The organism is Priestia sp. 10L35 (assembly GCF_056395685.1).
The window spans coordinates 362,670-387,194 of record NZ_JBFTKA010000004.1; the positions used below are offsets into that span (position 1 = coordinate 362,670).

The following is a 24,525-nucleotide window of genomic DNA, read 5'->3' on the forward strand; positions in this document are numbered from 1 at the left end:
AAAATAAAAAAAACTCATTTTGCTTTGATGCAAAATGAGTTTTTCACCCGTTTTATCACCCAAAGCACATGCTTTGCTGGTAGGAGCACCTTACATTCGTAGGTTGCTGTGGAGTCAAAGAGCCAGATCTCTCGTCCACTCGTGATAACTTTTTAATTTAAAATTTATTTTATCAAACAATTCCATCCGCGTAAATAGAAAAATAAAAATATTTTAATTTTTTCGGTAATGGAATGAATTCAAAAAATGAAAGCTTAGATTAGCAAAATAAGAAGCTGCTACAAGTAATGCCTCTTCATTTAATGAAAAAGAAGGATGGTGCCATTCATATTCTCCAGCTGTACCCATCCATACAAAAAATCCTGGTACATGCTGCTGATATACGGCAAAATCTTCTCCTCCAGGCGATTGTTCAGCTTCTACGACTTGATAACTAAGATCCTCTGCCGCTTTAATAGCCAGTTTTTCCAGCTTATCATCATTGTTGACTACAGGAAGATATGGATACCATTTAACGTCTACTGAAGCCCCGAAAGCTGCGCCAATCCCTTCAGCAGTTCGTTTCATAAGAGCCGGTATTTTTTCTCTCGCTTCTTCTTGAAAGGTACGCACCGTTCCTTCAAGCGTTACTTTGTCAGGAATGACGTTCCACGAGCTCCCTCCGTGGATTTGAGTTATGCTGACAACAACATTTTGAAAGGGGCTGAGATTACGGCTGACAATGGTTTGTAAACTAGTAACAATTTGACCAGCAGCAGCAATCGGATCTATTGTTTTTTCAGGAATACCCGCGTGACCTCCTACTCCTTTGACGTCAATTTCAAAACGATCAACGCTTGCCATTAAAGGTCCCGGTTTGATACCAATGGTTCCTACAGGAAGATCCGGTTTGTTATGCATCCCAAATATCGCTTCCACTCCTTCGAGCACACCTTTTTCAACTAGCATTTTTGCCCCTGAAGCCGTTTCTTCGGCTGGCTGAAAGATAAATCGAATCGTACCGCAAAGCTCCTGCTGACGCTCTTTAAGAAGGATAGCTGCTCCGATTATAGAAGCCGTATGAAAATCATGGCCGCACGCGTGCATAACACCGTTCACTTCAGAAGCAAATGGCAGATTGGTTTTTTCTTCAATTGGCAGCGCATCAATATCAGCTCGAATAGCGATAGTAGGTCCCGGCTTTCCTCCTACAATTTCTGCTACTGTCCCTACGTCTAATTGGAATGCATCCGCTATAGAAATATCATAGTGCTTTAACCACTTTTTAATACGTTTAGTTGTTTCATATTCTTTCATTGAAAGCTCTGGAAACCGGTGCAGCTCACGGCGTATGTCTATTAACTCATTTAGTAGTAATTGATCTGTCATATTTATCACTCTTTCACATTTCTTAATTTGGATCACTTCTCTATCTTTTACGACAAAGAGTGTACCTTATTGAATTTTTTATAAAGAAATACGGTCGTATAACCTTCTGCAAGGCGCTTTTCTTTAGCTTGAACATATCCTTTTCGTTCATACATCTCAACTAACCAAGGATGTTCTTTTGCTGTTCCTAAAGACACACCTGGTGATTTAAACATATTTTTTATTATCTCTTCCTCTACTAGATGCAGCAGCTTAGATCCAACGCCTTTCCTGGCAAACGACGGGTCTACTGCAAACCACCAAAGATGCGGAACAGCAAACGGACCTGGATGTTCTCCCCAAGGCATTCGTATAGACACAGTTGCAGCGATTCTTTTATCTTCTTCATATACATAGCAAAGGTTTTGAGAAATATTTTTCTTAACGAGGGCAAGATCAGCAGTAGCTGCTAAGAAAGGAATGCCTAGCTCTCGAATAGGCTTATATGCTTGTAGAGTTAAGTTCAATAAGTTATCTGCGTCGTCATTTGTTGCCAAACGGAATTCATTTTTCATCTCTTCGTCTCCTTATGTAGTGCTTAAATATTTTATTTAACTTATAAGTTTACTAAGAATTAAAAAAGACAGACTGCCGCCTTGCGTACTCACTATACAACTGCTTTTATAACGTGTCAATTCTATTTATCGTTTTCTATAAAGGGTATAAATAAAACAAAAGAGATTGAGACATAACTAAATCACTCCAAGCTGACGATGAAGAAATGGGATACATGAGCTGGACTGTTTGTTACACCGCTGTCGATTTCTGTGCAAACCTTCGCTTTCCGCAGGCGGCAGCTAAGCCTCCTCGTCACTTATGCTCCTGGGTGGCTCACCTCTTCCCCTTTTCCTTTTCCCCCAGAAGTCTTCATCTTGCCCTCCAACCAGTAGCTAGAAGCACCTACATACATGAAACCTACGTCCAACATAACCATGAAAAGATCTGAACGAAGTTGGATTCTCTATCAAGAATCTCCATTCATCGTTCGGATCTTCCTGCAACGAAAATACTTTTTTCACAGCCTCATTACGTATATACCAAGATCAACTTCAGGATTCACTTACCGTAGCTTTTAAAGTAGCTGCCAACACCACAAGTTCTTCTATAGATGCTAACTCCTCCTGTGAAGCCGCAGCTACTTCTTCAGCATAAGCAGCTGCTTGTTTAGCAACCTCTGAAAGGCCCATGACAGACTCCATTACCTTGAACGAATACCCATCAATCTCTCCTGTTGCCTTTGTCATTTTGTTCATTTGTTCTTGAGCAGCAAAAACATCTTCCATGATTGTGGAAAATTGTTCATTTACATCTTCGACAGTGGCAATACCAAGTGTGACTTCTTCTGTATTGACTTCCATGTTTTGATAAGCCTGCTTTGCCTGCGCTTCAATTTCTTTTAACAGATGACTGATTTGTATAGCGGACGTTTTAGATTCTTCCGCTAGCTTACGTACTTCTCCTGCTACTACAGCAAAACCTTTTCCATGTTCCCCAGCTCTTGCAGCTTCAATAGCAGCATTAAGTGCAAGAAGATTTGTTTGTTCAGCAATTCTTGTAATCGTGTCAATAATTCGTCCAATCTCTGTAGAACGATCTTCGAGTCCCTTTACTTCACTAGTGGATATCTTAACTGATTCATAGATTTTATTCATTTGGTTCGTCACCTCTTTCACCGAAACATTTCCAGTGGAAGCATGTTCAGAGGCTCTGTTCATCGATTGCTGTACCCTTGAAGAATGATCAGTCATTTTCTGAAGGAGCTTGGCCATATCCACCATAGCTTGCTCGGTTTCAACCACATTTAGCAACTGCTTATCAGAACCCGCAGCAATTTCTTGAATCGACATCGTAACTTCTGTCACAGCTGTTTTTGTTTCCTCCATGCTTGCAAACAGTTGCTCTGAGGAATGACTGACCGTGCTCTTTGTTTTACTTATTTTCTGACGCAGCATTCTCATGTGAATCATCATTTCATTAAATGAAGATATGAGTGTACTAATCTCATTTTTCCCTTTCAAAGGAGCAAGATCTACAGATAAATCACCGTTTGAAATCCCTTTCATTGTTTTTGACAAATTTTCAACCGCAATTATGTAGCGACGTATGATAAAATAGAACACGGTAGTTGTAAAAGAAACAAACAGAAATGTAATCACTAGCGTAATCGAAGCTGCTTGCTCTTGTTTCACAATAAGATAATAATTTGTTACTTCAATTACAGTAGATGTTATGGCCATCATGGCTGCAATCATACATAGCATTTTCATGCGTAAACTTTGAAAAGCTTTTTTCATTTTTTCATCCCCTATACAATCTAAAGACATAGAATGTCTAATCTATATTAGTAGTATCGGCATATTTTTATATTTTTTTGTAAAAACTAAAGAAGAATTGAAACAATTATTATTGGCGCTTTTCCACTAAATATTGGAATACATTTCATTCTGCAAGGCGCTGCAACAGCAGTTGATAACTGTCTGATTATTCTTTCATTTGACCAAACTCTACCTTTGCTTATAAAATGAAGATTTGTAGAAAGGAGTACGAAAAATTTTATGTATACGTATCAAACAGGCAATCAAACAATTGACTACAAAATTGAAGTCGTTCCAAATAGAACCGATATCACGGTGCAAATTTGTGACAAAGAAGGGGTAAAAGTTATTATCCCAAGAGGTCTTAATGAAAACAATGTGCGTTCAATCATCGCACGCAAAGCAACATGGATTTTAAAACAACTAAACGGTTCACAGCCAGCTGAGGAAAAGCCAGCTGCTCCAAAGAAAGAAGCAGTAAAAAAAGAAACAGCTAAAAAAGAGGCTCCTAAAGCAGCAGCTTCTGCAGCTAAAACTGGTTCTTTTGAAGAGGGAGACAAATTCCCTTACCTAGGACGTCAATACCGCTTAAACATCGTTCGTGGAGATGTAGCAAAGGCTGAAATGACATTCCGTGCAAAATTCATTGCTACAGTACCTGAAAGCTGGAACGAGCAGCAAACAAATGAAGGTATTGGACAACTATTAACAGAATGGTACCAAGGCCGCGCAGGTGAAAAATTCCAAGAAGCTTTGAAATCTGTTAAAAAAACTGCAGACAATGCTCCTGAATCTGTTAAGTGGGACGAGTTAGGTGAAGAATACGCTACGACTCAAGATAATACAATCGTATTAAACTGGCGTTTGCTAACAGCTCCTCTTGCAACAATTGAATATGTCATTGCTTCTCAATTTACAAATGCAGATGAGTTATTCGAAGATGCAGCTGAACGCAAACAGTGGTTAAGCGATAACACCCTAAACGCATTTTAAGTTTATACATAAAAAAAGCACGCGGCGAACGCGTGCTTTTTTTATTTGGATAGAAGTACCCGAATAATCTCACTGCTCAAAAATTAGTTAACCTGATAGGTTCATTCAAGCGCAGTTTATAAACCAATATATAATATACATATTTAAAGTTTTATTAATCTAATTTTAAAAGCAGTAAGTAAGAATAAACTGATTCTATAAAAAACTGCTTTCTATCCTTTTAATACTTTAAACGCTTCTCTTACTTTTCGTGCAAAATCTAACGGTGGTTCTACGGATTCAAAATGCATATACATTGCTCTCGGCTCTTCAAATAGCCAATGGTTGTGAACGGCCGTAACCTTAATATCTCTTTTTCTAAGCTCCGTTAATAATGGATTTACCTCTTCTTGCAAAAGCACGGTTTCACCTAGATTTAGCGCTCTTCCCTTGCTATCTAAATCTTCAAAAGTAAAAAATTGAGGAGTAACTAACGGAGAGCGTGTTGGACGCCCTAAAATTTTAAAACGAATCGTCCGAAATTTTTGTACCAAACAAACGCCATTTTCATCTAAACTGCCTTGTCCACCTAGAATTCTCGCAAACTCCTGACATAGACTCTTTTTATTTTCCCAACTCATTATGCTGACTTCCTCTCTTGTAATAACTTGTCCTACCTTAATAAATATATGTGAAAGTTATCAAGTAGAAACGGCAAACACACAGGAAAACTACCCATTTTATAAATCCTCATTATCAAAAGTCATATTTATTTTTCTTTGTTCATATCAATAGCATGTATTTTTGAATTTAACTAAACAGAGAAATTCAAATGTCCATTTAAAAAATTTACTTAAACAGTTTTTTAAAATTGAATTTATAGGGGGAAGTAAAATGAAAAAAATAGGCAAAGATGATTTTATTTCAGGGTTTGTTCCTCATCATAATCATGGCTCAGTGGACTACACTTCTGTTGCGTCAGGACATGTCCATCAGTGCCTCGATGTAACGTCTCCTCCAATTCAAAGCGAGGATGGAAGCCACATTCACTATACAGAAGGCTATGTTGTTTTTGAAGACGGACATACACATCATTACAAAGCCTACTCTGGTCCCGCTATTCCCATTGGCAACGGTATGCATGTTCACTATTATGACTTTTATACCAGTGAAGACAACCAGCATCGGCATCATGTCAAAGGTGTAGACCATCCTGCTCCGGGCGATAGATAATGAAATAGTTTAATGCAATTAAGCCAAAGTCTCAGCTTCTGGACTGATTTTCATCTTGTGTTTATACCCCTTTATTAACAGTGAGACCTTTAATAGATAAAGGTCTCTTTGTGCATATATGAGTTAAATGCCAGTCTCTCCCTCTGCTTAAGCAAAAAAGGATACGCGAGCTCTTTATTCCAAAAGTTCGACATACCAGGTCTTTGGACATGTCAAAGTTTCTACACCAATCGATATATTGTGTTTTAAAAGAAAGATATATATAATCAAGAAAATGTTTGATTTTGTTTAAATGTGGATACGTATACCTATAAGCAAGATAGCAAACACTTAAGATGAGTGGTTACGCTATAAAAGTTGTAATGACTCTGTAAAGAAAGGAAGTGCAGCTTATGAAAGGACAGAGCTTTTTTATTTTAGGACTTATATTTGCTCTTATCATTGCTGTTTTAGCTGTAATTAACAACGATCCTGTACAATTCAACTATGTATTTGGTTCACAAAAATGGCCTCTTATTTTAATTATCTTAACAACAGCCGTGTTTGGAGGAGTTGTTGCTGCTTCATTGAGCTTTGTAAAAATTGTTCAACTAAGAGGACAAGTGAAACAGAAAAACAAGCGAATTGCTGAGCTGGAAGAAGAAATCAAGCAGCATAAGCCTGTTGAGCCTGTTGTGGAAGAAGAACCAAATCAACCAGCTACTCGAACTGAGCGCGCTCAGTTATAATAAAGAAGAGCCGTTATTCCCTAGAATAACGGCTCTTTTCATTTTTTGTTCCCTCATGCATATTTTTGGCATACACGCATAAACAGATAGATATGGAAAACTTTAGTTCTGAATGGTACAATCAACACTGTTATATCTCTATGAAAAACTTAAATTGACAGTCTTACCGTTAAGAAGGTGTTCATCCATTATGGTCAATAAAAAAATAAAGCGTGAAATTCTTACATACATAAGCGTCATCCTCGGCACCGTTTTGCTTTCTGTTGTCGTTCAGCACTATTGGTTTCAGCCCTACACTGTAAAAGGCGATTCTATGAAGCCTATTTTGCACGAAGGCAATCGAATTATTATTAACAAACACAGCAAGCTGGAGCGCTTTGACATTGTCGTTTTGCAAGCTCCCTATAGCAGTGATTTTCTAGTAAAGCGCATCGTCGGCTTACCAGGAGAAACGGTCGAATACAAAGATGATGTTCTGTATATAAATAACAAAGTCAAAAAAGAACCGCATCTTCATAAATATTTATCCAAAGTGCCCGCTTACGAGCGATTTACTGAAAATTTTTCCACGTACGAACTGTCTCAAGACGGCACGATACCCGATGGATACGTATTAGTTCTTGGTGACAACAGACGCATTAGCCGAGATGGCAGACATTTTGGCCTCACTCCGATTTCTTCGATCATGGGAGAAGTCAATATGAAATACTGGCCTTTAAAGGAAATAACTTTTATGCATTAACACATAAAAAAGAAAGCTCAAAAGTGAGCTTTCTTTTTATTTTGGATTTTCCTTGTTTTCTACATGCTGTTCTTCTGCAAATTCTGTGTCATACGCTAGTTTTCGCTTAAAAGCGGGACGCGTTCTCGCTGTATGTTTCGTTTCAATATGGTTGAATAAGTAGCGGTGAACAAAAACCTCGGCAAATGTAATAATAGCTGCAGAAATAATACTTCCCCAAGCAATTTGAACGTAGCTGTCTAATAACAATGTTCCAAAAATCCATACGCTCATATAGGTTAGAACAAATTCAACAATAATGGCATCACGGTTGCCCACTCGAGGCAGTACAATTCGATCCACTACTAAATATGTCACAACTGTCGTTAGCAAGCTAAAGGAAATAATGTCTCCGATGGTTGCATCAAAAAACAAATCAAGGCCTATACCAAACGCAATAAGTGCCGCTGCAAATTTAATGAGCAATAATGTTGCATGATTCATATTTGAACCCTCCTTTTTCTATATTAATTTGAACAAAAATAGGGAAATTAATACCTTTTTTGCCAAGAAGGGTATAATATAGGCAAAGCCAGTACGTTTGAGGCTGCTCGAGCGTACAAGAATGATTTGGGAGATGTTGTAATGATTGTACTAGAAAATAGCAAAATGAAAGTAAGTATTCAAGAAAAAGGAGCGGAAGTTGTAGAAGTATTTCATAAAGAAAAAGACCTGCAGTTCATGTGGAGCGGAGACCCCGCTTATTGGGGACGAGTATCCCCCGTATTGTTTCCAATCGTAGGCCGATTAAAAAATGATCAGTATACCGTTGATCAGCGCGAATACTCTTTGCCACAGCACGGTTTTTTACGTGATTCTGCTTTCAGCGTGATCGAACAAACAAACGAAACGGCACGGCTGCAATTTGCTACAAACGGCCGCTTTAAAGACGTATATCCGTTTGAATGTTCAGTTGAAATCAGCTACCGTCTGGAAAATAACCGATTAACTTTTCAGTGGAAAGTAGTGAACGAAGATAAAGACGATATGTATTTTTCAATTGGAGCCCACCCTGCTTTTCGTATTCCGTTACGTGAAAACGAGCAGATTTCTGATTACTTTTTAGAAATAGAGCCTTCTGAAACTACGCCGAAGGAATTTATATTAAAAGACGCTCTTATTCATGAAAAAGGAGCTGCAGAAAATTTGCATCAGCTGCCGCTAAGCGCAGATTTATTTGCAAATGATGCGTTAATTTTTAGTCATATTGACGGAATTACGATTAAATCGCCGGTTAATGAAAATCAAATTAACGTTCAGTTTAATGATTTCCCGTATGTCGGTATTTGGTCAAAGTATGATACAGAAAATCATACAATCGCTCCTTTTCTCTGTATCGAACCTTGGTTTGGAATTGCAGATACGCATGATCACAACGGAAATTTCAAAGAAAAATTAGGCATCAACCGTTTATCAAAAGACGGTGTATTTCAAACAGAATTCTCCGTTTCATTTAGCTGATGCAACATATAACATAACAAAATCCATCCAATCTTAAGACGAACAAATGGGATACATGAGCTGGACTGCTTGTTACACCGCTGTGGATTTCCGTGCAAGACTTCGCTTTCCGCGGGCGGCTGTTGAGCCTCTTCGTCGCTTACGCTCCTGCGGGGTCTCACCTATTCCGCTTTTCCCGCAGGAGTCTTCGCCTTGCCCTCCAATCAACAGCTAGAAGCAGTTAAATAGATTAAGCCTGCGTTCACCATAACAATAAAAAGCTCCGAACGATTACTCGTTCGGAGCTTTCTTCAACTAAACTATTTTTGTTCCTGCTTCTTTTTACATTAGTTATTTACAACATCGCTATTTTTTAGCGCATGGACTTGTTCTATTAGCTTCTGAACATATTCTTCGCTGAGTACACCTGTTGCCCCTCGAATAATTTCAGTCGAATAATGATCCGGAGGTGCGACTTCTTTTTCTTTATTTAACACAAAAAAAGTAAGAACATGATCCACCATCTTACCTTCATGCTCGACAGAAATAATAGCAGGACGATAGCCATTATTATCTACGCCTTCTCTGCCATACAGGTACGTAATTGCTTCAGGCGGCACGCGGTACAGTTTGCCTTCAACGACTCCGCCTTCTTCCACCATATCTGCACGTCCTCCGTCATGAATAACGTGGTTATATCGAAGCGTATAGCCTTTAAAAACCGCTCTGCCGAGACAGTCCTGGAAATGCTGATCCACCCCGTGCTTAATAAAACGATCGTTATCCATACATGAACCGTAAGCAAAATACAGCATACCTTCTAATAAATCTTCTTTCCACACGCGCCAGTTTCCGCTCGGGATAAATTCGTGCAGCAGCGAACGATCGCTTGCCACATACACAACGGCTTCAAATTCACCTTGGTCCGTTTCAACCGTTTGCACAACTTTATCATATTCATTATCTTTATGACCTTCATGAATATACCCTTCTAATTCATCAAGAGCCTTCCACATAAGCTGATCGGTCACTTCATATACTTCTCCGTATACACTATGTTCACTGTCAATATCAAGCATAGGATAGCCTTGCTTTGTGTCATATAATTTCCCTTTCGTTTTTGCCTGCTTGGCAATAGGGCGCGCATGATGCAGCAATCCGTGATTACCTTCTCCTTCAAGAAGCGTTCCGTATACAAATAAATAATTGCACATACTCCTTATTCCCCCTCTTTCTCTTCATAAAGCTCTAGCGGTAACCCGTCCGGATCAGCAAAAAAAGTGAATTTTTTTCCCGTTAGTTCATCTACCCTAATAGGTTCCACATCAATCCCTTGCTGCTCTAGTTCACGCTTGGAATCCTCTACGCTTTCAACGGCAAAAGCTAAATGGCGTAAACCGCACGCTTCAGGTCTTGAAGGACGCTGTGACGGATTTGGAAACGAGAACAACTCAATTTGATAGCCAGGAGCTACTTCTAAATCTAGTTTATATGAATCTCTTTCTTTTCTATATGTTTCTTCTATAATCTTGCATCCTAACACATTTACATAAAAAGCTTTTGAACGTTCATAATTACTTCCTATAATGGCTACGTGGTGCATTCGTTTTAAATTCATTTCATTCTCCCATAAAAACCCTTTTCTAATCATCCTACACAAAACGCCGGCAAACATCAAATAATTACGTTATCACCTTTGACTAGAGTGATAAAAGTCACGGACATAGCGCCTTATAACGAGTAACATAACAACGAGGTGAATAACATGATTTCGTTAACATTTAAAGCAAGAATTGACCGAACTCAAAATTTAGATTCGTTAAAAGAAGAAGCTGCTATTATGCACCGTATTGCTGATCAGCTATCTCCAATGAGCCCTGAGTTCATAGATTATACTGAACGTATTCAATATGTGTATGAACGCATGCACATTATCGTACGTCATCCTACTAAAAAACTCGCTTAATATAAGCGAGTTTTTTTATAAAATCTTTGTCAAACTACCTTATTTTGAGATATACTGAATGCTAATAAAAAAATGAAACTTTTTGATCTTACGCGCGTATACTTAATTACGATAGGATAAAAGATAAATAGTTACGCAGATAAAAACCATCACGTGATGGTTGACACAGTTAAAGGAGGTGGTATTCTGATGGGGTTGCGACATACAAAATTGGCGAACTTGCAGAGATGGCACATGTAACGAAACGCACGGTTGACTATTATACCAACATTGGTTTGTTAAAAGCAGAACGCTCTGCTTCTAACTATCGCTTTTATAACGAAGAAGCGCTGAAACGTCTTTACTTAATTGAAAAATTAAAAAGCGAAGGCCGTTCTCTTGAAGAGATTTCTTCTCTATTTTCTATAGAGCAATCCGAGAATAGCCACTCCAAAGACGAATTGGCATCCAAATTTTACGTACTAAACGACAGTTTAAAAGAAGTTGCACCGCTTATGGAAAAGCTGAATGAAGAAGATCGAAAAGTAATGATGAATCGGCTCTCACCAGAAAGCGTCACTCTTTTGCACTCTTTACTGCTGCTGCTGTCGTAAATTTATTATTTACAGGAGGTGTTTACTTACTTTATAGCATTATAAAGTAAGTATATTCATTGATAACCATTAACTTAATTATTTTTGCGATTTTAATTGTACTCACTGCTTTTTTCGTTGCTTCAGAGTTTGCAATTGTGAAGCTTCGTAGTTCACGGGTAGATCAACTTGTTGCTGAAGGAAAAAAAGGAGCGAATGCGGTTAAAACCGTGACGACACACTTAGATGAGTATTTATCTGCGTGTCAGCTTGGTATTACGATTACTGCTTTAGGACTCGGTTGGTTGGGAGAACCGACTGTTGCGAAGATTGTAGAACCCCTGTTTGAAAAAATGGGTGTTGCTGCATCTTTAACACATATTCTTTCATTCATTATCGCATTTGCGCTTGTAACGTTTGTTCACGTAGTCGTTGGTGAATTAGCGCCAAAAACATTTGCGATTCAAAAAGCTGAAACAGTTACGTTATTGTTTGCTCGTCCGTTAATTTTATTCTATAAAATTATGTTCCCCTTCATTTGGTTACTAAATGGTTCTGCCCGTTTATTAACTGGAATGTTTGGATTAAAGCCAGCTTCAGAGCATGAACTTGCGCACAGTGAAGAAGAGCTGCGCATTATTTTATCAGAAAGTTTTAAAGGCGGGGAAATTAACCAGTCTGAATATAAGTACGTGAACAACATTTTCGAATTCGATAACCGTGTTGCTCGCGAAATCATGGTACCAAGAACAGAAATTTCAGCTGTTTCTGAAGACGACAGCATTGAAGATTTCTTAAAGCTTGCTGTAGAAGATCGCTACACTCGCTACCCTGTTACCGTTGACGGAGACAAAGATAACATTATCGGCTTAGTCAACGTCAAAGAGATTCTAAACGATGTCGTAATTAACGATGCGTTAAAAAAGCAAAGCGTGAAGCTTTATATGAATCCTATTATTCAAGTAATTGAAACCGTAGCGATTCAAGATCTATTGCGCTCGATGCAAAAGAAACGTACGCATATGGCTGTGTTGATTGACGAGTACGGCGGTACGGCTGGTATCGTTACCGTTGAAGATATTTTAGAAGAAATCGTTGGAGAAATTCGAGATGAGTTTGATACAGATGAAAAGCCGCTTGTTCAAAAAATCAGCGATCAGCACTTTGTCTTTAACTCAAAAGTACTGCTTGAAGAAGTTAACGAAGTCCTTCATATCGAAATTGAAAACGACGATATCGATACAATTGGCGGCTGGATGCTAATGCAAAATATCGATATCCAGGAAAGCGAATCGTTCAAACTTTTCGGATACGAGTTTATTGCAAAAGAAATGGACGGTCACCAAATGAAAGAAGTAGAAGTACGTGCCCTTCCTGAAGAAGAACGCGTGCAGCCTGAAAGTCATTCACCAGAACAAGAAGTTACACAAGCATAATAGAAAGAGCCGCTTCTTCATGAAGCGGCTCTTTTTTATCATTACTTTATCTTAATCATGCAGCAGCTTATACACAACGTTCTCTTCTGCCTCTTCCCCAGTCTTTTCCTTCGCTTGGTCCATCGTGCCGACAAATTCCAGCTTTCCTTCCTTTAAGACCGCAAACCGATGACACACGTCTAAGATTTCATTCAAATCATGGGTAATATAGATAATCGTCTTTCCTTTTGACGCCAGCTGTTTAATATAACGAATAATCTCAAGCTTGGACTGCAAATCAATTCCGACCGTTGGCTCGTCCATTAACAAAACGGACGGTTCATGAATAAGTGAAACGGCTATGTTTAGCTTTCGCTTCATGCCTCCTGATAAATTTTTCACTTTTTCCTTCCATCTTCCTTCGAGCTGTACAGCTGAGCAAAGAGATTGAAGCTGTTCATTCGACAGAGAGCGTGAAGTCATTTTGCTCCACATTTTCATGTTTTCTTTTACACTAAGCTCTTCCCACAGCGCTATGTCTTGTGGAACGTAGCCAATGACTTCTCGAATTGCTTTTTGATTTTTCTTAAGCGATAAGCCTCCAATCGTGACATTCCCGCTTGAAGGAGCCGTAATGGTAGACAAAATAGACAGAAGCGTCGACTTACCAGCGCCGTTTGGTCCTAAAAGACCGATGACTTCTCCACTTTCTACGTTCAGGGTAACATTTGCTAACGACCGTTTTTTTCCGTATGTTTTGCTAACATTGTTAATTTCAATCATTTCATGCTCCTCACATTCCACACTATTTTAAACGCGCACAAACATATACATGCAATGGAAACAGCTAGCTCTTTCCAAATGAACGTAAGCGGCAGTGCATGCTGATACAGAAGCAGATGCTGCGGAAGCCACTGACTTATTCTTTCAATCGTTGCAGAAAGCTCTCCTACCGGGAAAAAGCTCCCTCCTATTATACTGAGTCCTGGGACCATGACAACGCTGATCATATAATAAGATCCAACTCCCTGGCTTTCACTTGCAAGCCACGTGCTAAAAGCAACGCACACAATCACATAGATACACATATACAGCAGCACACCGTAAGACTCTACTCCATAAAGCCATTTAAATAGAGCAAAGCTTATGAGAGCTTGAAGCACGTATAGCACAGCATAAGCAGTGCTGACGCTTCGAATATAACCGTAAAGTCCTTTTTGCATCGTTTTCATTCGTTTGAAAAGGTGCCTCCGCTCTTTAATCATCCAATCTGATGTGAGGCAGCAAAGTAAAAGCGTAAAGAATCCCCATAGCGGCACGTATCCGGTCACTTGAGCGCTCCCTTGCTTCGTATGCTTCGTTCCTTGCGCCTCGTAATCAATTGTCATCAGCGGCTTTGGCTTCCACTGGTTATCGGTATAACGATACGCTTCTTTCCATAAATCCGGTCCTGCATGAATGTTATAAACTTTATATAAAAAACGCACTTCATTTGCCGCTTTAATATTTGTCGTTAACCTTGTCACTTCACTCGCCACGACTTCTCGAACCGCTTCTGTGGCAACGGAAGAAGGCAGCGTGAGCAAATCAATGACTCCTTGATAATTCCCCGCTTCTACTTCTTGTTGAAATCCGTTAGGAAACATAAAAATGCTGTCAATTTTATTTTTGGCCAGCTGCTTTCTCGCTTGTTCTTCGTTCAGAGAAAGAAACTGAATTTCTGTTGTTTTCTGTAGTCGATTGATCACTTGTTTAGACATTTGGCTGTGATCTTGATCGACAAGAGCAACAGGTATTTTTGAATCACTTTGTACTTTTGCTAAAAACGAGCTGCTAATAATCGTTCCTATTAAAGGTAAAAAGAAAATCATGATAACAAGCATAGGGCGCTTCAGCAGCTGCTTTATTTTTTCACTGATCATTTTCTCCACCGCCTTTGCAGCGTCATCACGTAGAAAACAGCAATAACAAAACTTCCCGCTGCCGTAATGAGAATAGGCTTAAGGTAAAGAAAAGCTTCGTTTGTGTTATATCCATCAAATTCATAAAATAACAGCTCCAAGACTCTGGTGTTGAGTGACCATTTTTGAAAACCACTCGCCCAGTCCGGTAAATAGACGACCGGCACAACATGTCCACTTAAAATCGCACTCAGCAAAATAAACAGCAAACCAGCTATTTGATAAGCTTTTTGTGATAAAAAAAGAACCCGAAGCAGTAAAAACAAACATAAAAAAGCAAACAAGCTTCCGCTTACCCCTAAAAAAAGCTCTCCGTACGTACCGGTTACAGGCAGTTTGAGTCCTTTAAGGAGACTTCCGAACAAAACGACAGAGGCCGGTAGCAAAAGAACATACAGAGCCGTCAGCTGTGCTAAATAAATGTGGACAAACGATACACCTCTTGTTTTCATTCGAGCCAGCACGGGAGAAGTCTGCGTTTCACTAGCAAGCAGCCATCCGCCGTAGCTCCAAATCATAAGCAGCAAAGCAGCAAAAGACAGGACATAATATTGCTTCATATCCTGCTGAAAGAAACTCGTTTCTATTTGTTCATCAAATAAACTTCCTCGATCTAACACATGAAGCCCAAACGTCACCAAGCTCTTCTTAAACTCTGCGCGTCTATTTTCATCGGAAACATTTTCTTTTTCTAAAAAGGCTTCAACCGTATTAATACCGCTTTGAGCAGCTGATGTGTAGTCGGCTGCACTTTCCATCACATAGCGAAACAGCTGTGACTGAAGCGGCTTATTGCTATTCCCAATGACGTGTAAAGGCTGATTTTTCCCATGAGCAATATCGTGACTAAAACCTTTTGGCAGCGTCACAATGGCTGCCACTTTATTTTGCTGCAGCAGCTGTTTAGCTTTCTGTTCATTCGTGTAAAGAGGCTTCATGATCTTGCGAAGCTTACCTTCAGTCAGCTGTTCGATGACGTACTTCGTTTGTGCAGTGTCATCTTTATCCACAATTGCCACGGGGAACCGATTTACTCTCTCCTCACCTTGCATGGTCTGACTAATAATGATCCCTGCTCCAAGTAAAAACAGAGCAGGGATCATTATTAGCAGTATGAGAGATTTTATATTTTTCAATAGAGCTTTACATGTAAAAAGAGTCAAAGAGAAATATATCTTCATCTGCTTTGCACCTTTTAGTAACCAGCGGTTCCCATATTCATCATGAGACCTTGAACATTTTTAGCGAAATTTTCTTGAATCGACAGCATATCTTCAGGCGTTACATCTTTTACATTTGTTGCATTAGACGCATCAAGCTCTGGAATAGCTGCTGATTTTTTTAATTGAGAAGCAGAGTCAATTTTTAACGTAACGTTTGCCGGATCTGCTTTTGGTCCTATTTTTGTACGAATATCAAACGAATAATCTGCTTTTCCTTTTGAAGCACTTATTGCTTGATTCTGCTTTACTTCCCCGTTTACTACTAGATCTTCTTGATCACCTAAGTCTAAAGAGAAAGTACGGTCAGCCGTTTGTTTCGCATCGGTTTTACCATTGATTACCGAATCCATTTTAAACGTCATATTCGTGTCTTCATCTTTTGAATCTTTTGTTAACAAATGAATAGACATGTTTTCTTTTCGTTTTTCACTTTCCGTTGTTACGTTATTTTTCATATCAAACGTAAACGCATCATCGGTAGTGCTATCCGCTAAAACTGCTTTAAACTGCTTAGCCGTTTTGTTATCTTCATACGGAATATTTTTAGTTACTACGTTAAGTTTGCCTTTATCGTTAGAAGCATTTTTTACGCCCATGTTCATATCTCGAGCTACCACAACATCATCTTGAACGTACACAGTTGATTTAACACCGCCAGGGTAAGTCGTATCTTTTGCTTCTTTTTGGAAGTCTTGAAGACTTTCTTTTACTGATTTTTTCAATTCTTTTGGATCTGCCATATCTTTTAATTCTGGATTCGTTGCTGCCGAAGATTTAAACAGCTTAGATACGTGATTTGCATAGATGGTATGAAGCTTGTCATCTTTTGCTACTTTCGCAATAAGCTTATCCATAAATTGTTTTGTTTCTTTATCAGACATGTTAAGCGTCACGCTTGTTAACTGAAGCGTTTTGCCATTTGTTTTATAATCCACATTTTTTTCTTTTGTAAAATAATCGCTGTCTAACTCATCATAAATGAACGTTCCGTACTCTTTTGCAATGTAGGTCTTTTCTTTTTCCGTTAACTTTAAGTCTTCTAAACTCACGTTGCTTGTGTTAATATCAAGCGTTTCAGGACCAGAATAAGAAGGATCGAACTTACGCGCTACCTGTCCATATTCGTCTAAGTTTAAATAGAAATATTCATTTGCTAGAATCGGGGCTTTAAAGCCTATTCTTTCTTTCGTTTGAAAGCCTTCTAGGTCAAGCGCTTTTGAACCGCCGATATTAAGAGCCAGTGAACCGTATCCTTCACTTTTTTTCGGATCTTGTTCCACTTTAATTTTAATTTCAGCTTTACTGATAAGATCTTGAATCATTTTAAAGCTTGGATCATACGAAAGTGAATCCATGTTAAAGCCGCCTTTGATAGTAGCATTTGTAGCAGAAGGCTGCTTCATCGCTTTTTCCTGATAAGCCATCGTTTCACTGTACTTTGTTTCTAATTCATCAGCTGCTTTTTGATACGTATTTACTTCAGAAATTAAGTATAATTGCTTAGGAGATTTTTTAAATACCGTAGCAAATGTAATTGCTCCTCCAATAATCACAATTAAAGCTGCTAAAATGATAATCCATTTAGCCGGTGCTTTTTTGGGAGCGGGCGCTGTTTCTAGCGAAGCCGCTGTTTCGTCTGTTGTTCTGTTTTGATCTTTCTCACTCATCTACACCAGAACCTCCTATGTATTTTGTTAGTCACTTTGTACATGATAAGGAATGGTTTCCATAAATTCTACTACTTCGACAAAATAAGACAATAATTAGTCCGATAAACCGATGTCTTTCGGTGCAATATCGTGTGCAAAGCACTCTACTTAAGTACCCAATATATTGAAAATAAAACCAATTATTCAAAACTATTTCAATAACTATTAAAATAGGTAAATGACTTAACTTCTTATTTTATTACAATATATTCCTATTTTTAAGCATTTACACCTAAGAATTACGAATCGGTACTTTTCTATAGTCGATCTCTTTTTCCTTTAATCACATACAGGTGATATCTATGTACGCCTTTATGAAAAGATGATAAAAAAGCAGCGTTTTGTTCTGGTTCGAAAGGGAAATAATATAAGAAAGCTTTTTTCTTGCCGGTGATATAAAAATCGAGTAAAGTATTGCTAAATACATTTTACACAATTTAATTTGAGGATAGAAAAAGGAGGATATCATTATGAATATACGCGTCACTCCTTCTGCAAAAGAAGCGTTGCGGAACGTAGAACAAAATCAAATGATTCAGCTTTCTTTTGATCGAGGAAGCTGCGATATTGTTAATACAATTTATGAAATGAAGATCATCTCAAAGCGCAGCCTTCAACCCTATGAAAAAGTTGTAACGGTTGAAGACTTAGAATTTATTGTTGATGACGACATGGAAGAAGTGTACGACAATGAGCTGGTAATTGATCACGCAGCAGGTGCTTTTATCTTCAAAAATCACAACCAAATTTTTAATAACCGCGTAGGATTGCGCTATATCAATTCATAGAAAAAAGCAGGGAGCTAACTCCCTGCTTTTTTTCTTGCATATGTTAGGAAACTCGCTTCTATCGATTGACCTTTAAGCGCTCTTGGATAAATAACAACACGTTCACAAGGCTGTTTTCTTCATATACATTCACCTGCTGACGCTTAAATTCTCCTTGTTCATGGTAGTAAATAATATCTCCCGTCCCTTTGTCTTCATTCATATGTAAATGAAAACTAAGCGGCGTTGCCAAAATAGATCCGTCTTCATCTCGCTGAAGAATTTGACAAAGCGTTTGATTTCCTTGTTTTTCAGATAAAAAGTCATAGCCAAATTGACGTGCTAACTTTTCCACTTGTGCAGCAATAAGAGCTGTAATCTGTTGATTGTCTTTCATAAGCAGTATTTCTCCTTACTTCATCTCATTAGGGTTTTCTTCTTAGTATACTATACCTTAAACTTCTGGAGCTAACGACTTAACCTGTGCAAATCATGACCACATGTCCATCCGGATCTTTTATGGTAAAAAACGAAAAATCTTCAAAAGAAGTAATCGGAGAATCAATCGTATAGTGCAGCCCTTTAACAAATTCATATGCTTCTTTAATATCTTCAGTATGAAAATTAAAAATTGGATGGAGACTAACCGCTATTTGTTTTTCTTTTCCTTCAGGACCTGCGTCTAGCGTTAATCCTGTTTCTCCATCAATTTTAAGATTATAAACCGGGTTCTTAACTTCGCTCATCTTGTATTCTTGATTCAATAACTCGCTATACCATTTTACCGAAGTTTTTAAATGAGCTACGTGAATAAATACCGTATTCATTTTATTGAAAACGGGACTCGGCATTTTTAATCCTCCTTTTTATTTTCGGTTCATTCTATACCATTATCCACGCATCATTTTATACCTGCTATTCCCTTAACTTTTGCTCATATATACAAAAAAGCTTGCGAATACTATTCACAAGCTTTTTCTTCATGAAAAATATGTATGCTGTACAACTACAATCACAACCGCAATTAAAATCGAAGGCAGTAAATTCGCAACTTTAATTTTAATAATTTCTAATAAATTAATCCCAATTGCTAAAATTAATACGCCGCCTACTCCCGTGACTTCGGCAATGATACTATTCATTAAATCTTGTGGCACAATCGCATTAATTTGCGTGGCAAATAACGCAATGATGCCTTCGTATAGAAACACGGGCACAGCTGAGAAAATAACGCCTATTCCAAGCGTAGTGGTTAATAATAATGAGATAAATCCATCCATCACCGCTTTTGTAAACAATACGCTGTGATCGCCGCGTATTCCGCTGTCTAATGCCCCGACAATCGCCATCGCTCCAATGACAAAGATTAACGTCCCTGTTACAAACCCCTGTGAAATACTGAATGTTTGCTTGTCATTTTGCTGAGATTGAAATTTTCGTTCAATCATATTGCCTAAAAGGTTTAGCTTTTCATCTAAATCAATGAATTCACCAATAACCGCTCCAATGGCTAAGCTCAAAATCACAATTAAAAACTGATGACTTTTAAAGCCCATTTGCAAACCGAGGGTGATAACGGATAAACCCATCACTTGCATCACCGTCACGCTTACTTTTTCAGGAATGCGGTGAGCAAGCTTGCCCATTAATGTTCCTATAACAATTGCTAATCCATTGACTAATGCTCCTATAATAAACATGCTGTCACCTTTACTGTGAATAATGCCGTTTCTTTTTTCACTTGTTCTACTCCCTCTCTGCTCCACACTAGCTGTATCAAACATCCTAAATTTTAACACAAAATTCTCTCAATTATGAAGAAAAGAAAAAGATCCGAACGATGAATCATTCGGATCTTTAACTAAAACACATTTGTTCCAGCCTTTTGATTAAAATGTAATAACGTCTTTTGTGCCTTGCTTTTGGTAGCCTGTTTTTAACAGCTTCACTTCTTTATCTGCTGGCAAATTGGTAAATACAACTGGTGTCACAATAGACGGTGCATGCTTTTTAACATAGTCTACATTCACTTGTAAAAGCGGCGTCCCTTGTTGAACGCTGTCGCCTTCTTGAACAAGCGCTTGGAATCCTTCGCCTTTTAAATTCACGGTATCTAATCCAACGTGAATGAGGATTTCAATTCCTTCTACTGTTTTTAAGCCAATCGCATGTTTTGTTGGGAATACGGTCATGACTTCACCGTTAATCGGTGATACGAGCGTTCCTTCAATCGGTTCAATCGCAAAGCCGTCACCCATCATTTTTTGTGAAAATACTTGATCTTCTACTTCACTAAGCGGCTTTACAACGCCTTCAAACGGTAAAACAAACTCTGTGTGTGCGTCTGTTTGAACAGTCTGTTGTTCAACAGGTGCAGCGGTTGACGCAGTGCCGTATTTAACTAATTGATTCATTGCGTCCGCAACAAACTCTACTTCTGTTCCGACAATGACTTGAACATTTGTTTTGCTGAGCTTCATGATTCCTCTCGCTCCGTGACGCTTTAAGGCAGCTTCGTTAATGTTGCCGGCATCAGCTACTTGTAAACGAAGACGAGTCGCACAGTTATCAATCGCGGTTAAGTTTTCTTTTCCGCCTAAATCTTCAATAAAATAAGACGCCATATCCACATATTTATCGCCTGTTGCCACAACCGTTTCGTTTGATGTGTCTACTTCTTCATCATCTTCACGTCCCGGTGTTTTTAAATTTAACGCTTTGATCAGCGTGTAGAAAATGACAAAGTAAATGACTGCATACACAATTCCAATTCCCGCTAACAGCAGCGGTTTTTGTGAAATTCCGTAGTTTAAGAAGAAATCAATGGCCCCTGCTGAAAATCCAAATCCAGCGTGAATGCCAAGGGCAACGGCTAAAGCCATCGATATTCCCGTTAAAACGGCATGAATAACGTATAATAGCGGCGCTACGAACATAAATAGAAATTCAATTGGTTCTGTAATTCCCGTTAAAAAAGAAGTAACAGCAAGTCCAATTAACATACCGCTGACTTGTTTGCGTTTTTCTTTTTTAGCTGCTGCAACCATCGCAAGCGCAGCTGCCGGTAAACCAAACATCATAACCGGGAAGAATCCAGACATGAATGTTCCTGCGGTTGGATCGCCTTTAAAGAAGCGGTTCAAATCTCCCGTTACGCCGTGATAGTCTCCGAATACAAACCATACTAAGCTGTTTAACACGTGATGCAGTCCAATTGGAATCAGTAGACGGTTTAAAAATCCGTATATACCTGCACCAAGCGCTCCTGCTCCTGTAATCCACGTTCCTAAGTTGTTAATTTGATCTTGAATCGGCGGCCAGATAACCCCGAAGATTCCTGCAAGCGCGAGCATAAAGACTGAGGTAATAATCGGTACAAACCGCTTTCCTGCAAAGAAGCCGAGCCACTCTGGCAGCTTAATGGCTGAGAAACGATTGTATAGTAAACCAGCCGTGACCCCCGAGACAATCCCGCCGAGTACACCCATGTTAATATCTTTATCAATAGCTACAGTTCCTTTTGTTAGAACAAAATAACCGACCACTCCGGCAAGTGCTGCTGCGCCGCTTCCATCTTTTGAAAGCCCTACAGCAATTCCGAGTGCAAACAGTAGTGCTAAATTCGCAAAAATCGCATCTCCGGCTTGAGCCATAAATGGAATATCCAATAAGTCCTTTTGACCCAAACGAAGAAGCAATGCCGCAGCAGGTAATACTGCGATTGGCAGCATAAGCGATTTACCAATACGTTGTAAAAAATTCAGCATGTTTCTATCCCCTTTATATAACGTATTTAACCCGATGTTACGAGCAAGGATTTTCGTAACAATATTTATCGGATGACAAGTTACCGCATTCATCCCCGGCCTATGATTACATCATCAGCTGAAATAACGGCGGTTTTACTGCATGGACTCATACTAGCACAGAAAATATATAGTTGTCTATACCAATTTTCTTTTTAAAAACCTTTCTATATCAATGTTAAAAGCCCTTACAAAACTTTCTAGTTCACAAAAAAGAATCAACTGGTCTAGACAACTATTCCAAAAAGCGTTACACTTAAATCAATACAACGAGCAAAGGAGTGTATGTATGGATACACATTCATCCATCATTATTTATAATGTAACCGTTTATAGTGAAAATCAGACATTAAAAAACGGGTATATTAAACTAACGAACAAGAAAATTACTGAAATCGGAGAGACACATCAATACGTACGTCAGCCAAAAGACCATGTAATTGAACTTTCTCCTTCCTATAAAGTGATTCCGGGTGCCATTGATGTGCATATTCATGGCGTTAACAATGCCGATGCAATGGACGGTACGACAGAAGCATTAAAAACAATGGCACGCACGCTCCCAAAAGAAGGTACAACAAGCTTTTTGGCAACTACTATGACGCAATCGAATGAAGCGATTGAAAAAGCGCTTCGCAACGCGGGCGCTTATATCGAAGAGCAAACAAATGCGGATGCTGAAGTAGTAGGTATTCACTTAGAAGGTCCGTTTATTTCACCAAAACGTGCGGGTGCACAGCCGCCTACTCACATTCAAGATCCGAATGTGTCACTGTTTCAAGAGTGGCAAAAAGCAGCCGGAGGACATATTAAACTTGTTACATTAGCTCCGGAGCAGCCAAACGGCTTAGCGCTTACTTCTTATTTAAAAGAAACAAACGTCGTCGCTTCTATTGGTCATTCTGACAGCACATATGATCAAGTTGGTGAAGCCATCGAAGCAGGAGCGTCTCATATTACGCACTTATACAACGGCATGCGCGGTCTTCACCATAGAGAGCCGGGCGTATTAGGCGCCGCTTATTTGAGAGATGAATTATTTGTAGAGCTGATTACAGACGGCATCCACTGCCGACCTGAAATGGTCAAGCTTGCGTACGATCAAATCACAAGTGAACGCATGATTCTTATCACGGATTCTCTTCGTGCCAAATGGCTAAAAAACGGTACGTATGATTTAGGAGGACAGCCTGTTCACGTAAACGACACAACCGCTACCCTTGCAGACGGAACATTAGCAGGAAGCATCTTAAAGATGAACGATGCGATTAAAAACACGATGAGCTTTACGAACTGTTCATTGGAAGAAATCGTAAAAATGACTGCTGAAAACCCAGCAAAACAGCTTAATCTGTTCGATACAAAAGGAAGCATCAAAATTGGAAAAGATGCGGATATCGTGGTGTTAAATGAAAACTTAGATGTTGAAATGACATTTTGCCGAGGCACACTGAGCTTTAAAAAGGAGGACTAACAATGAATATCATCCAAGTGAAAAATTACAGTGAAATGAGCGCAAAAGCAGCTGATATGCTGATTAGCAAACTTCATAAAAAACCAAATATGAATCTGGGACTTGCAACGGGAGGCACGCCGAAAGGATTATATGATCGTTTAATTCAAGATCATAAAGAGCACGGCACGTCTTACAAACACGTTACTTCCTTTAACTTAGATGAATATGTCGGAATGAAGCCGCAAGATCCAAACAGCTATCATTACTATATGGCAGATGCGTTATTTAATCATATTGATATTGACGTAAGCAACACGCACGTTCCTAACGGCCTAGCTGATACGCCTGAAGAAGAATGCCGCCGCTACGATGAAATGATTCAAAATCACGGAGGCATTGACCTTCAGATTCTTGGAATCGGCCAAAACGGACATATTGGCTTTAACGAACCTGGTACGTCATTCAACTCTCCTACTCATATTGTGACGTTAGAAGAGTCAACGCGAAAAGCCAATGCGCGCTACTTTAATTCTCTTGACGAAGTGCCTACTCAGGCTATTACAATGGGAATTGAATCGATTATGAAAAGTAAAGAAATTTTACTGCTTATCTCCGGGGAAGCCAAAGCAGAAGCAATGTATCAGCTGCTTAACGGAGAAATCACAGAGAACTTCCCTGCTTCTATTTTAAAGAAGCACCACTGTGTTACAATTATTGCGGACCAAGAAGCTTTATCTAAAGTGAGCCTTTGAAAGAATAGTCAAGCAGCCTGAC

General features: G+C 39.0%; 27 protein-coding genes and 1 riboswitch. Of the genes, 11 read left to right on the forward strand and 16 right to left on the reverse strand.

Going from position 1 to position 24,525, the window contains the following annotated elements; genetic code table 11:
- Positions 1-49 precede the first annotated feature (49 nt).
- Positions 50-151: riboswitch (SAM riboswitch) on the reverse strand.
- Positions 152-213: 62 nt separating this feature from the next.
- From AC1DEF_RS17445 to AC1DEF_RS17455, 3 genes are all read right to left on the reverse strand, one after another.
- Positions 214-1,368 carry a M20 peptidase aminoacylase family protein gene (locus AC1DEF_RS17445; protein WP_097824051.1) on the reverse strand — a complete coding sequence of 385 codons (1,155 nt, stop codon included), beginning with the start codon at positions 1,366-1,368 and terminating at the stop codon, positions 214-216.
- 47 nt (positions 1,369-1,415) lie between these two features.
- Positions 1,416-1,922 (reverse strand): GNAT family N-acetyltransferase, encoded by a 507-nt coding sequence (locus tag AC1DEF_RS17450; protein WP_162213822.1) that lies wholly within the window; start codon positions 1,920-1,922, stop codon positions 1,416-1,418.
- A 534-nt stretch (positions 1,923-2,456) separates the two neighbouring features.
- A complete protein-coding gene (locus tag AC1DEF_RS17455; protein WP_176521254.1) occupies positions 2,457-3,701 on the reverse strand; it encodes a methyl-accepting chemotaxis protein in 1,245 nt (414 codons plus the stop codon).
- 261 nt (positions 3,702-3,962) lie between these two features.
- Between AC1DEF_RS17455 and AC1DEF_RS17460 the strand changes: the two genes are divergently transcribed.
- Entirely contained in the window at positions 3,963-4,715 is a 753-nt protein-coding gene (locus AC1DEF_RS17460; protein WP_043979736.1) for a M48 family metallopeptidase, read from the forward strand.
- A 212-nt stretch (positions 4,716-4,927) separates the two neighbouring features.
- Here the strand turns inward: AC1DEF_RS17460 and AC1DEF_RS17465 are convergent, their stop codons facing one another.
- Positions 4,928-5,335, reverse strand: coding sequence for a DUF1259 domain-containing protein (locus AC1DEF_RS17465; RefSeq protein WP_025749486.1), 408 nt, complete (start codon positions 5,333-5,335; stop codon positions 4,928-4,930).
- A 253-nt stretch (positions 5,336-5,588) separates the two neighbouring features.
- Here AC1DEF_RS17465 and AC1DEF_RS17470 point away from each other — a divergent pair, with 253 nt between their 5' ends.
- From AC1DEF_RS17470 to lepB, 3 genes are all read left to right on the forward strand, one after another.
- Positions 5,589-5,927 (forward strand): YmaF family protein, encoded by a 339-nt coding sequence (locus AC1DEF_RS17470; protein WP_013055902.1) that lies wholly within the window; start codon positions 5,589-5,591, stop codon positions 5,925-5,927.
- A 392-nt stretch (positions 5,928-6,319) separates the two neighbouring features.
- Positions 6,320-6,655, forward strand: coding sequence for a LapA family protein (locus AC1DEF_RS17475; RefSeq protein WP_014461129.1), 336 nt, complete (start codon positions 6,320-6,322; stop codon positions 6,653-6,655).
- Between the two features lie 190 nt (positions 6,656-6,845).
- Positions 6,846-7,397, forward strand: a complete 552-nt coding sequence (lepB, locus tag AC1DEF_RS17480) for a signal peptidase I (RefSeq protein WP_097824054.1) — start codon at positions 6,846-6,848, stop codon at positions 7,395-7,397.
- Between the two features lie 36 nt (positions 7,398-7,433).
- Here lepB and AC1DEF_RS17485 read toward each other — a convergent pair whose 3' ends face one another.
- Entirely contained in the window at positions 7,434-7,880 is a 447-nt protein-coding gene (locus AC1DEF_RS17485) for a YndM family protein (protein WP_016763336.1), read from the reverse strand.
- 141 nt (positions 7,881-8,021) lie between these two features.
- Here AC1DEF_RS17485 and AC1DEF_RS17490 point away from each other — a divergent pair, with 141 nt between their 5' ends.
- Entirely contained in the window at positions 8,022-8,897 is an 876-nt protein-coding gene (locus AC1DEF_RS17490; protein ID WP_097824055.1) for an aldose 1-epimerase family protein, read from the forward strand.
- Between the two features lie 72 nt (positions 8,898-8,969).
- Here the strand turns inward: AC1DEF_RS17490 and AC1DEF_RS17495 are convergent, their stop codons facing one another.
- From AC1DEF_RS17495 to gloA2, 3 genes are all read right to left on the reverse strand, one after another.
- Positions 8,970-9,104 carry a hypothetical protein gene (locus tag AC1DEF_RS17495; protein ID WP_255255733.1) on the reverse strand — a complete coding sequence of 45 codons (135 nt, stop codon included), beginning with the start codon at positions 9,102-9,104 and terminating at the stop codon, positions 8,970-8,972.
- A gap of 119 nt (positions 9,105-9,223) precedes the next feature.
- Positions 9,224-10,090, reverse strand: coding sequence for a gamma-glutamylcyclotransferase family protein (locus tag AC1DEF_RS17500; RefSeq protein ID WP_043979742.1), 867 nt, complete (start codon positions 10,088-10,090; stop codon positions 9,224-9,226).
- Positions 10,091-10,095: 5 nt separating this feature from the next.
- Complete coding sequence (gloA2, locus tag AC1DEF_RS17505; protein ID WP_097824056.1) at positions 10,096-10,494, reverse strand: SMU1112c/YaeR family gloxylase I-like metalloprotein; 399 nt, start codon at positions 10,492-10,494, stop codon at positions 10,096-10,098.
- Between the two features lie 147 nt (positions 10,495-10,641).
- Between gloA2 and AC1DEF_RS17510 the strand changes: the two genes are divergently transcribed.
- From AC1DEF_RS17510 to AC1DEF_RS17520, 3 genes are all read left to right on the forward strand, one after another.
- Complete coding sequence (locus AC1DEF_RS17510) at positions 10,642-10,842, forward strand: hypothetical protein (RefSeq protein ID WP_013082164.1); 201 nt, start codon at positions 10,642-10,644, stop codon at positions 10,840-10,842.
- A gap of 227 nt (positions 10,843-11,069) precedes the next feature.
- A complete protein-coding gene (locus tag AC1DEF_RS17515) occupies positions 11,070-11,435 on the forward strand; it encodes a MerR family transcriptional regulator (protein ID WP_013055894.1) in 366 nt (121 codons plus the stop codon).
- 59 nt (positions 11,436-11,494) lie between these two features.
- Positions 11,495-12,850, forward strand: a complete 1,356-nt coding sequence (locus AC1DEF_RS17520; RefSeq protein ID WP_013082163.1) for a hemolysin family protein — start codon at positions 11,495-11,497, stop codon at positions 12,848-12,850.
- 51 nt (positions 12,851-12,901) lie between these two features.
- Here AC1DEF_RS17520 and AC1DEF_RS17525 read toward each other — a convergent pair whose 3' ends face one another.
- The 4 genes from AC1DEF_RS17525 to AC1DEF_RS17540 are packed head-to-tail and all read right to left on the reverse strand — an operon-like array spanning position 12,902 to position 17,680.
- A complete protein-coding gene (locus AC1DEF_RS17525; RefSeq protein ID WP_162213817.1) occupies positions 12,902-13,612 on the reverse strand; it encodes an ABC transporter ATP-binding protein in 711 nt (236 codons plus the stop codon).
- Entirely contained in the window at positions 13,609-14,751 is a 1,143-nt protein-coding gene (locus AC1DEF_RS17530) for an ABC transporter permease (protein ID WP_477727462.1), read from the reverse strand. The genes AC1DEF_RS17525 and AC1DEF_RS17530 overlap by 4 nt, the downstream gene beginning before the upstream one ends.
- Positions 14,748-15,926 (reverse strand): ABC transporter permease, encoded by a 1,179-nt coding sequence (locus AC1DEF_RS17535; RefSeq protein WP_477727463.1) that lies wholly within the window; start codon positions 15,924-15,926, stop codon positions 14,748-14,750. The genes AC1DEF_RS17530 and AC1DEF_RS17535 overlap by 4 nt, the downstream gene beginning before the upstream one ends.
- A gap of 59 nt (positions 15,927-15,985) precedes the next feature.
- Positions 15,986-17,680: a DUF6583 family protein gene (locus AC1DEF_RS17540; protein WP_097824060.1), complete on the reverse strand. Its 1,695-nt coding sequence runs from the start codon at positions 17,678-17,680 to the stop codon at positions 15,986-15,988.
- A gap of 512 nt (positions 17,681-18,192) precedes the next feature.
- On the opposite strand from AC1DEF_RS17540, the gene AC1DEF_RS17545 reads away from it, so the two are divergent.
- Positions 18,193-18,510, forward strand: coding sequence for an iron-sulfur cluster biosynthesis family protein (locus AC1DEF_RS17545; protein ID WP_097824061.1), 318 nt, complete (start codon positions 18,193-18,195; stop codon positions 18,508-18,510).
- Positions 18,511-18,568: 58 nt separating this feature from the next.
- Here AC1DEF_RS17545 and AC1DEF_RS17550 read toward each other — a convergent pair whose 3' ends face one another.
- From AC1DEF_RS17550 to nagE, 4 genes are all read right to left on the reverse strand, one after another.
- The gene (locus AC1DEF_RS17550) at positions 18,569-18,886 is read right to left on the reverse strand and encodes a hypothetical protein (RefSeq protein WP_013082157.1); all 318 of its coding nucleotides are present in this window, start codon (positions 18,884-18,886) and stop codon (positions 18,569-18,571) included.
- A gap of 79 nt (positions 18,887-18,965) precedes the next feature.
- Positions 18,966-19,340, reverse strand: a complete 375-nt coding sequence (locus AC1DEF_RS17555) for a VOC family protein (protein ID WP_097824062.1) — start codon at positions 19,338-19,340, stop codon at positions 18,966-18,968.
- A 129-nt stretch (positions 19,341-19,469) separates the two neighbouring features.
- Positions 19,470-20,189 carry a DUF554 domain-containing protein gene (locus tag AC1DEF_RS17560; RefSeq protein ID WP_477727516.1) on the reverse strand — a complete coding sequence of 240 codons (720 nt, stop codon included), beginning with the start codon at positions 20,187-20,189 and terminating at the stop codon, positions 19,470-19,472.
- A 189-nt stretch (positions 20,190-20,378) separates the two neighbouring features.
- On the reverse strand, positions 20,379-22,256 hold the full coding sequence (gene nagE, locus AC1DEF_RS17565) for an N-acetylglucosamine-specific PTS transporter subunit IIBC (protein ID WP_477727464.1): 1,878 nt from the start codon (positions 22,254-22,256) through the stop codon (positions 20,379-20,381).
- A gap of 328 nt (positions 22,257-22,584) precedes the next feature.
- Here nagE and nagA point away from each other — a divergent pair, with 328 nt between their 5' ends.
- The gene (gene nagA / locus AC1DEF_RS17570; protein ID WP_471875990.1) at positions 22,585-23,769 is read left to right on the forward strand and encodes an N-acetylglucosamine-6-phosphate deacetylase; all 1,185 of its coding nucleotides are present in this window, start codon (positions 22,585-22,587) and stop codon (positions 23,767-23,769) included.
- A 2-nt stretch (positions 23,770-23,771) separates the two neighbouring features.
- Positions 23,772-24,503, forward strand: coding sequence for a glucosamine-6-phosphate deaminase (gene nagB, locus AC1DEF_RS17575; RefSeq protein ID WP_477727465.1), 732 nt, complete (start codon positions 23,772-23,774; stop codon positions 24,501-24,503).
- Positions 24,504-24,525: the final 22 nt, after the last annotated feature.

Coding starts and splice junctions, on each gene's coding strand:
- AC1DEF_RS17475 (WP_014461129.1), top strand. CDS start 6,320: ATGAAAGGACAGAGCTTTTTTATTTTAGGACTTATATTTGCTCTTATC.
- AC1DEF_RS17445 (WP_097824051.1), bottom strand. CDS start 1,368: ATGACAGATCAATTACTACTAAATGAGTTAATAGACATACGCCGTGAG.
- AC1DEF_RS17560 (WP_477727516.1), bottom strand. CDS start 20,189: ATGTTTATTATAGGAGCATTAGTCAATGGATTAGCAATTGTTATAGGA.
- AC1DEF_RS17550 (WP_013082157.1), bottom strand. CDS start 18,886: ATGAAAGACAATCAACAGATTACAGCTCTTATTGCTGCACAAGTGGAA.
- AC1DEF_RS17485 (WP_016763336.1), bottom strand. CDS start 7,880: ATGAATCATGCAACATTATTGCTCATTAAATTTGCAGCGGCACTTATT.
- nagA (WP_471875990.1), top strand. CDS start 22,585: ATGGATACACATTCATCCATCATTATTTATAATGTAACCGTTTATAGT.
- AC1DEF_RS17515 (WP_013055894.1), top strand. CDS start 11,070: ATGGCACATGTAACGAAACGCACGGTTGACTATTATACCAACATTGGT.
- AC1DEF_RS17500 (WP_043979742.1), bottom strand. CDS start 10,090: ATGTGCAATTATTTATTTGTATACGGAACGCTTCTTGAAGGAGAAGGT.
- AC1DEF_RS17540 (WP_097824060.1), bottom strand. CDS start 17,680: ATGAGTGAGAAAGATCAAAACAGAACAACAGACGAAACAGCGGCTTCG.
- AC1DEF_RS17460 (WP_043979736.1), top strand. CDS start 3,963: ATGTATACGTATCAAACAGGCAATCAAACAATTGACTACAAAATTGAA.
- AC1DEF_RS17525 (WP_162213817.1), bottom strand. CDS start 13,612: ATGATTGAAATTAACAATGTTAGCAAAACATACGGAAAAAAACGGTCG.
- AC1DEF_RS17450 (WP_162213822.1), bottom strand. CDS start 1,922: ATGAAAAATGAATTCCGTTTGGCAACAAATGACGACGCAGATAACTTA.
- AC1DEF_RS17555 (WP_097824062.1), bottom strand. CDS start 19,340: ATGCCGAGTCCCGTTTTCAATAAAATGAATACGGTATTTATTCACGTA.
- AC1DEF_RS17455 (WP_176521254.1), bottom strand. CDS start 3,701: ATGAAAAAAGCTTTTCAAAGTTTACGCATGAAAATGCTATGTATGATT.
- nagB (WP_477727465.1), top strand. CDS start 23,772: ATGAATATCATCCAAGTGAAAAATTACAGTGAAATGAGCGCAAAAGCA.
- AC1DEF_RS17470 (WP_013055902.1), top strand. CDS start 5,589: ATGAAAAAAATAGGCAAAGATGATTTTATTTCAGGGTTTGTTCCTCAT.
- nagE (WP_477727464.1), bottom strand. CDS start 22,256: ATGCTGAATTTTTTACAACGTATTGGTAAATCGCTTATGCTGCCAATC.
- gloA2 (WP_097824056.1), bottom strand. CDS start 10,494: ATGAATTTAAAACGAATGCACCACGTAGCCATTATAGGAAGTAATTAT.
- AC1DEF_RS17490 (WP_097824055.1), top strand. CDS start 8,022: ATGATTGTACTAGAAAATAGCAAAATGAAAGTAAGTATTCAAGAAAAA.
- AC1DEF_RS17530 (WP_477727462.1), bottom strand. CDS start 14,751: ATGATCAGTGAAAAAATAAAGCAGCTGCTGAAGCGCCCTATGCTTGTT.
- AC1DEF_RS17465 (WP_025749486.1), bottom strand. CDS start 5,335: ATGAGTTGGGAAAATAAAAAGAGTCTATGTCAGGAGTTTGCGAGAATT.
- AC1DEF_RS17510 (WP_013082164.1), top strand. CDS start 10,642: ATGATTTCGTTAACATTTAAAGCAAGAATTGACCGAACTCAAAATTTA.
- lepB (WP_097824054.1), top strand. CDS start 6,846: ATGGTCAATAAAAAAATAAAGCGTGAAATTCTTACATACATAAGCGTC.
- AC1DEF_RS17545 (WP_097824061.1), top strand. CDS start 18,193: ATGAATATACGCGTCACTCCTTCTGCAAAAGAAGCGTTGCGGAACGTA.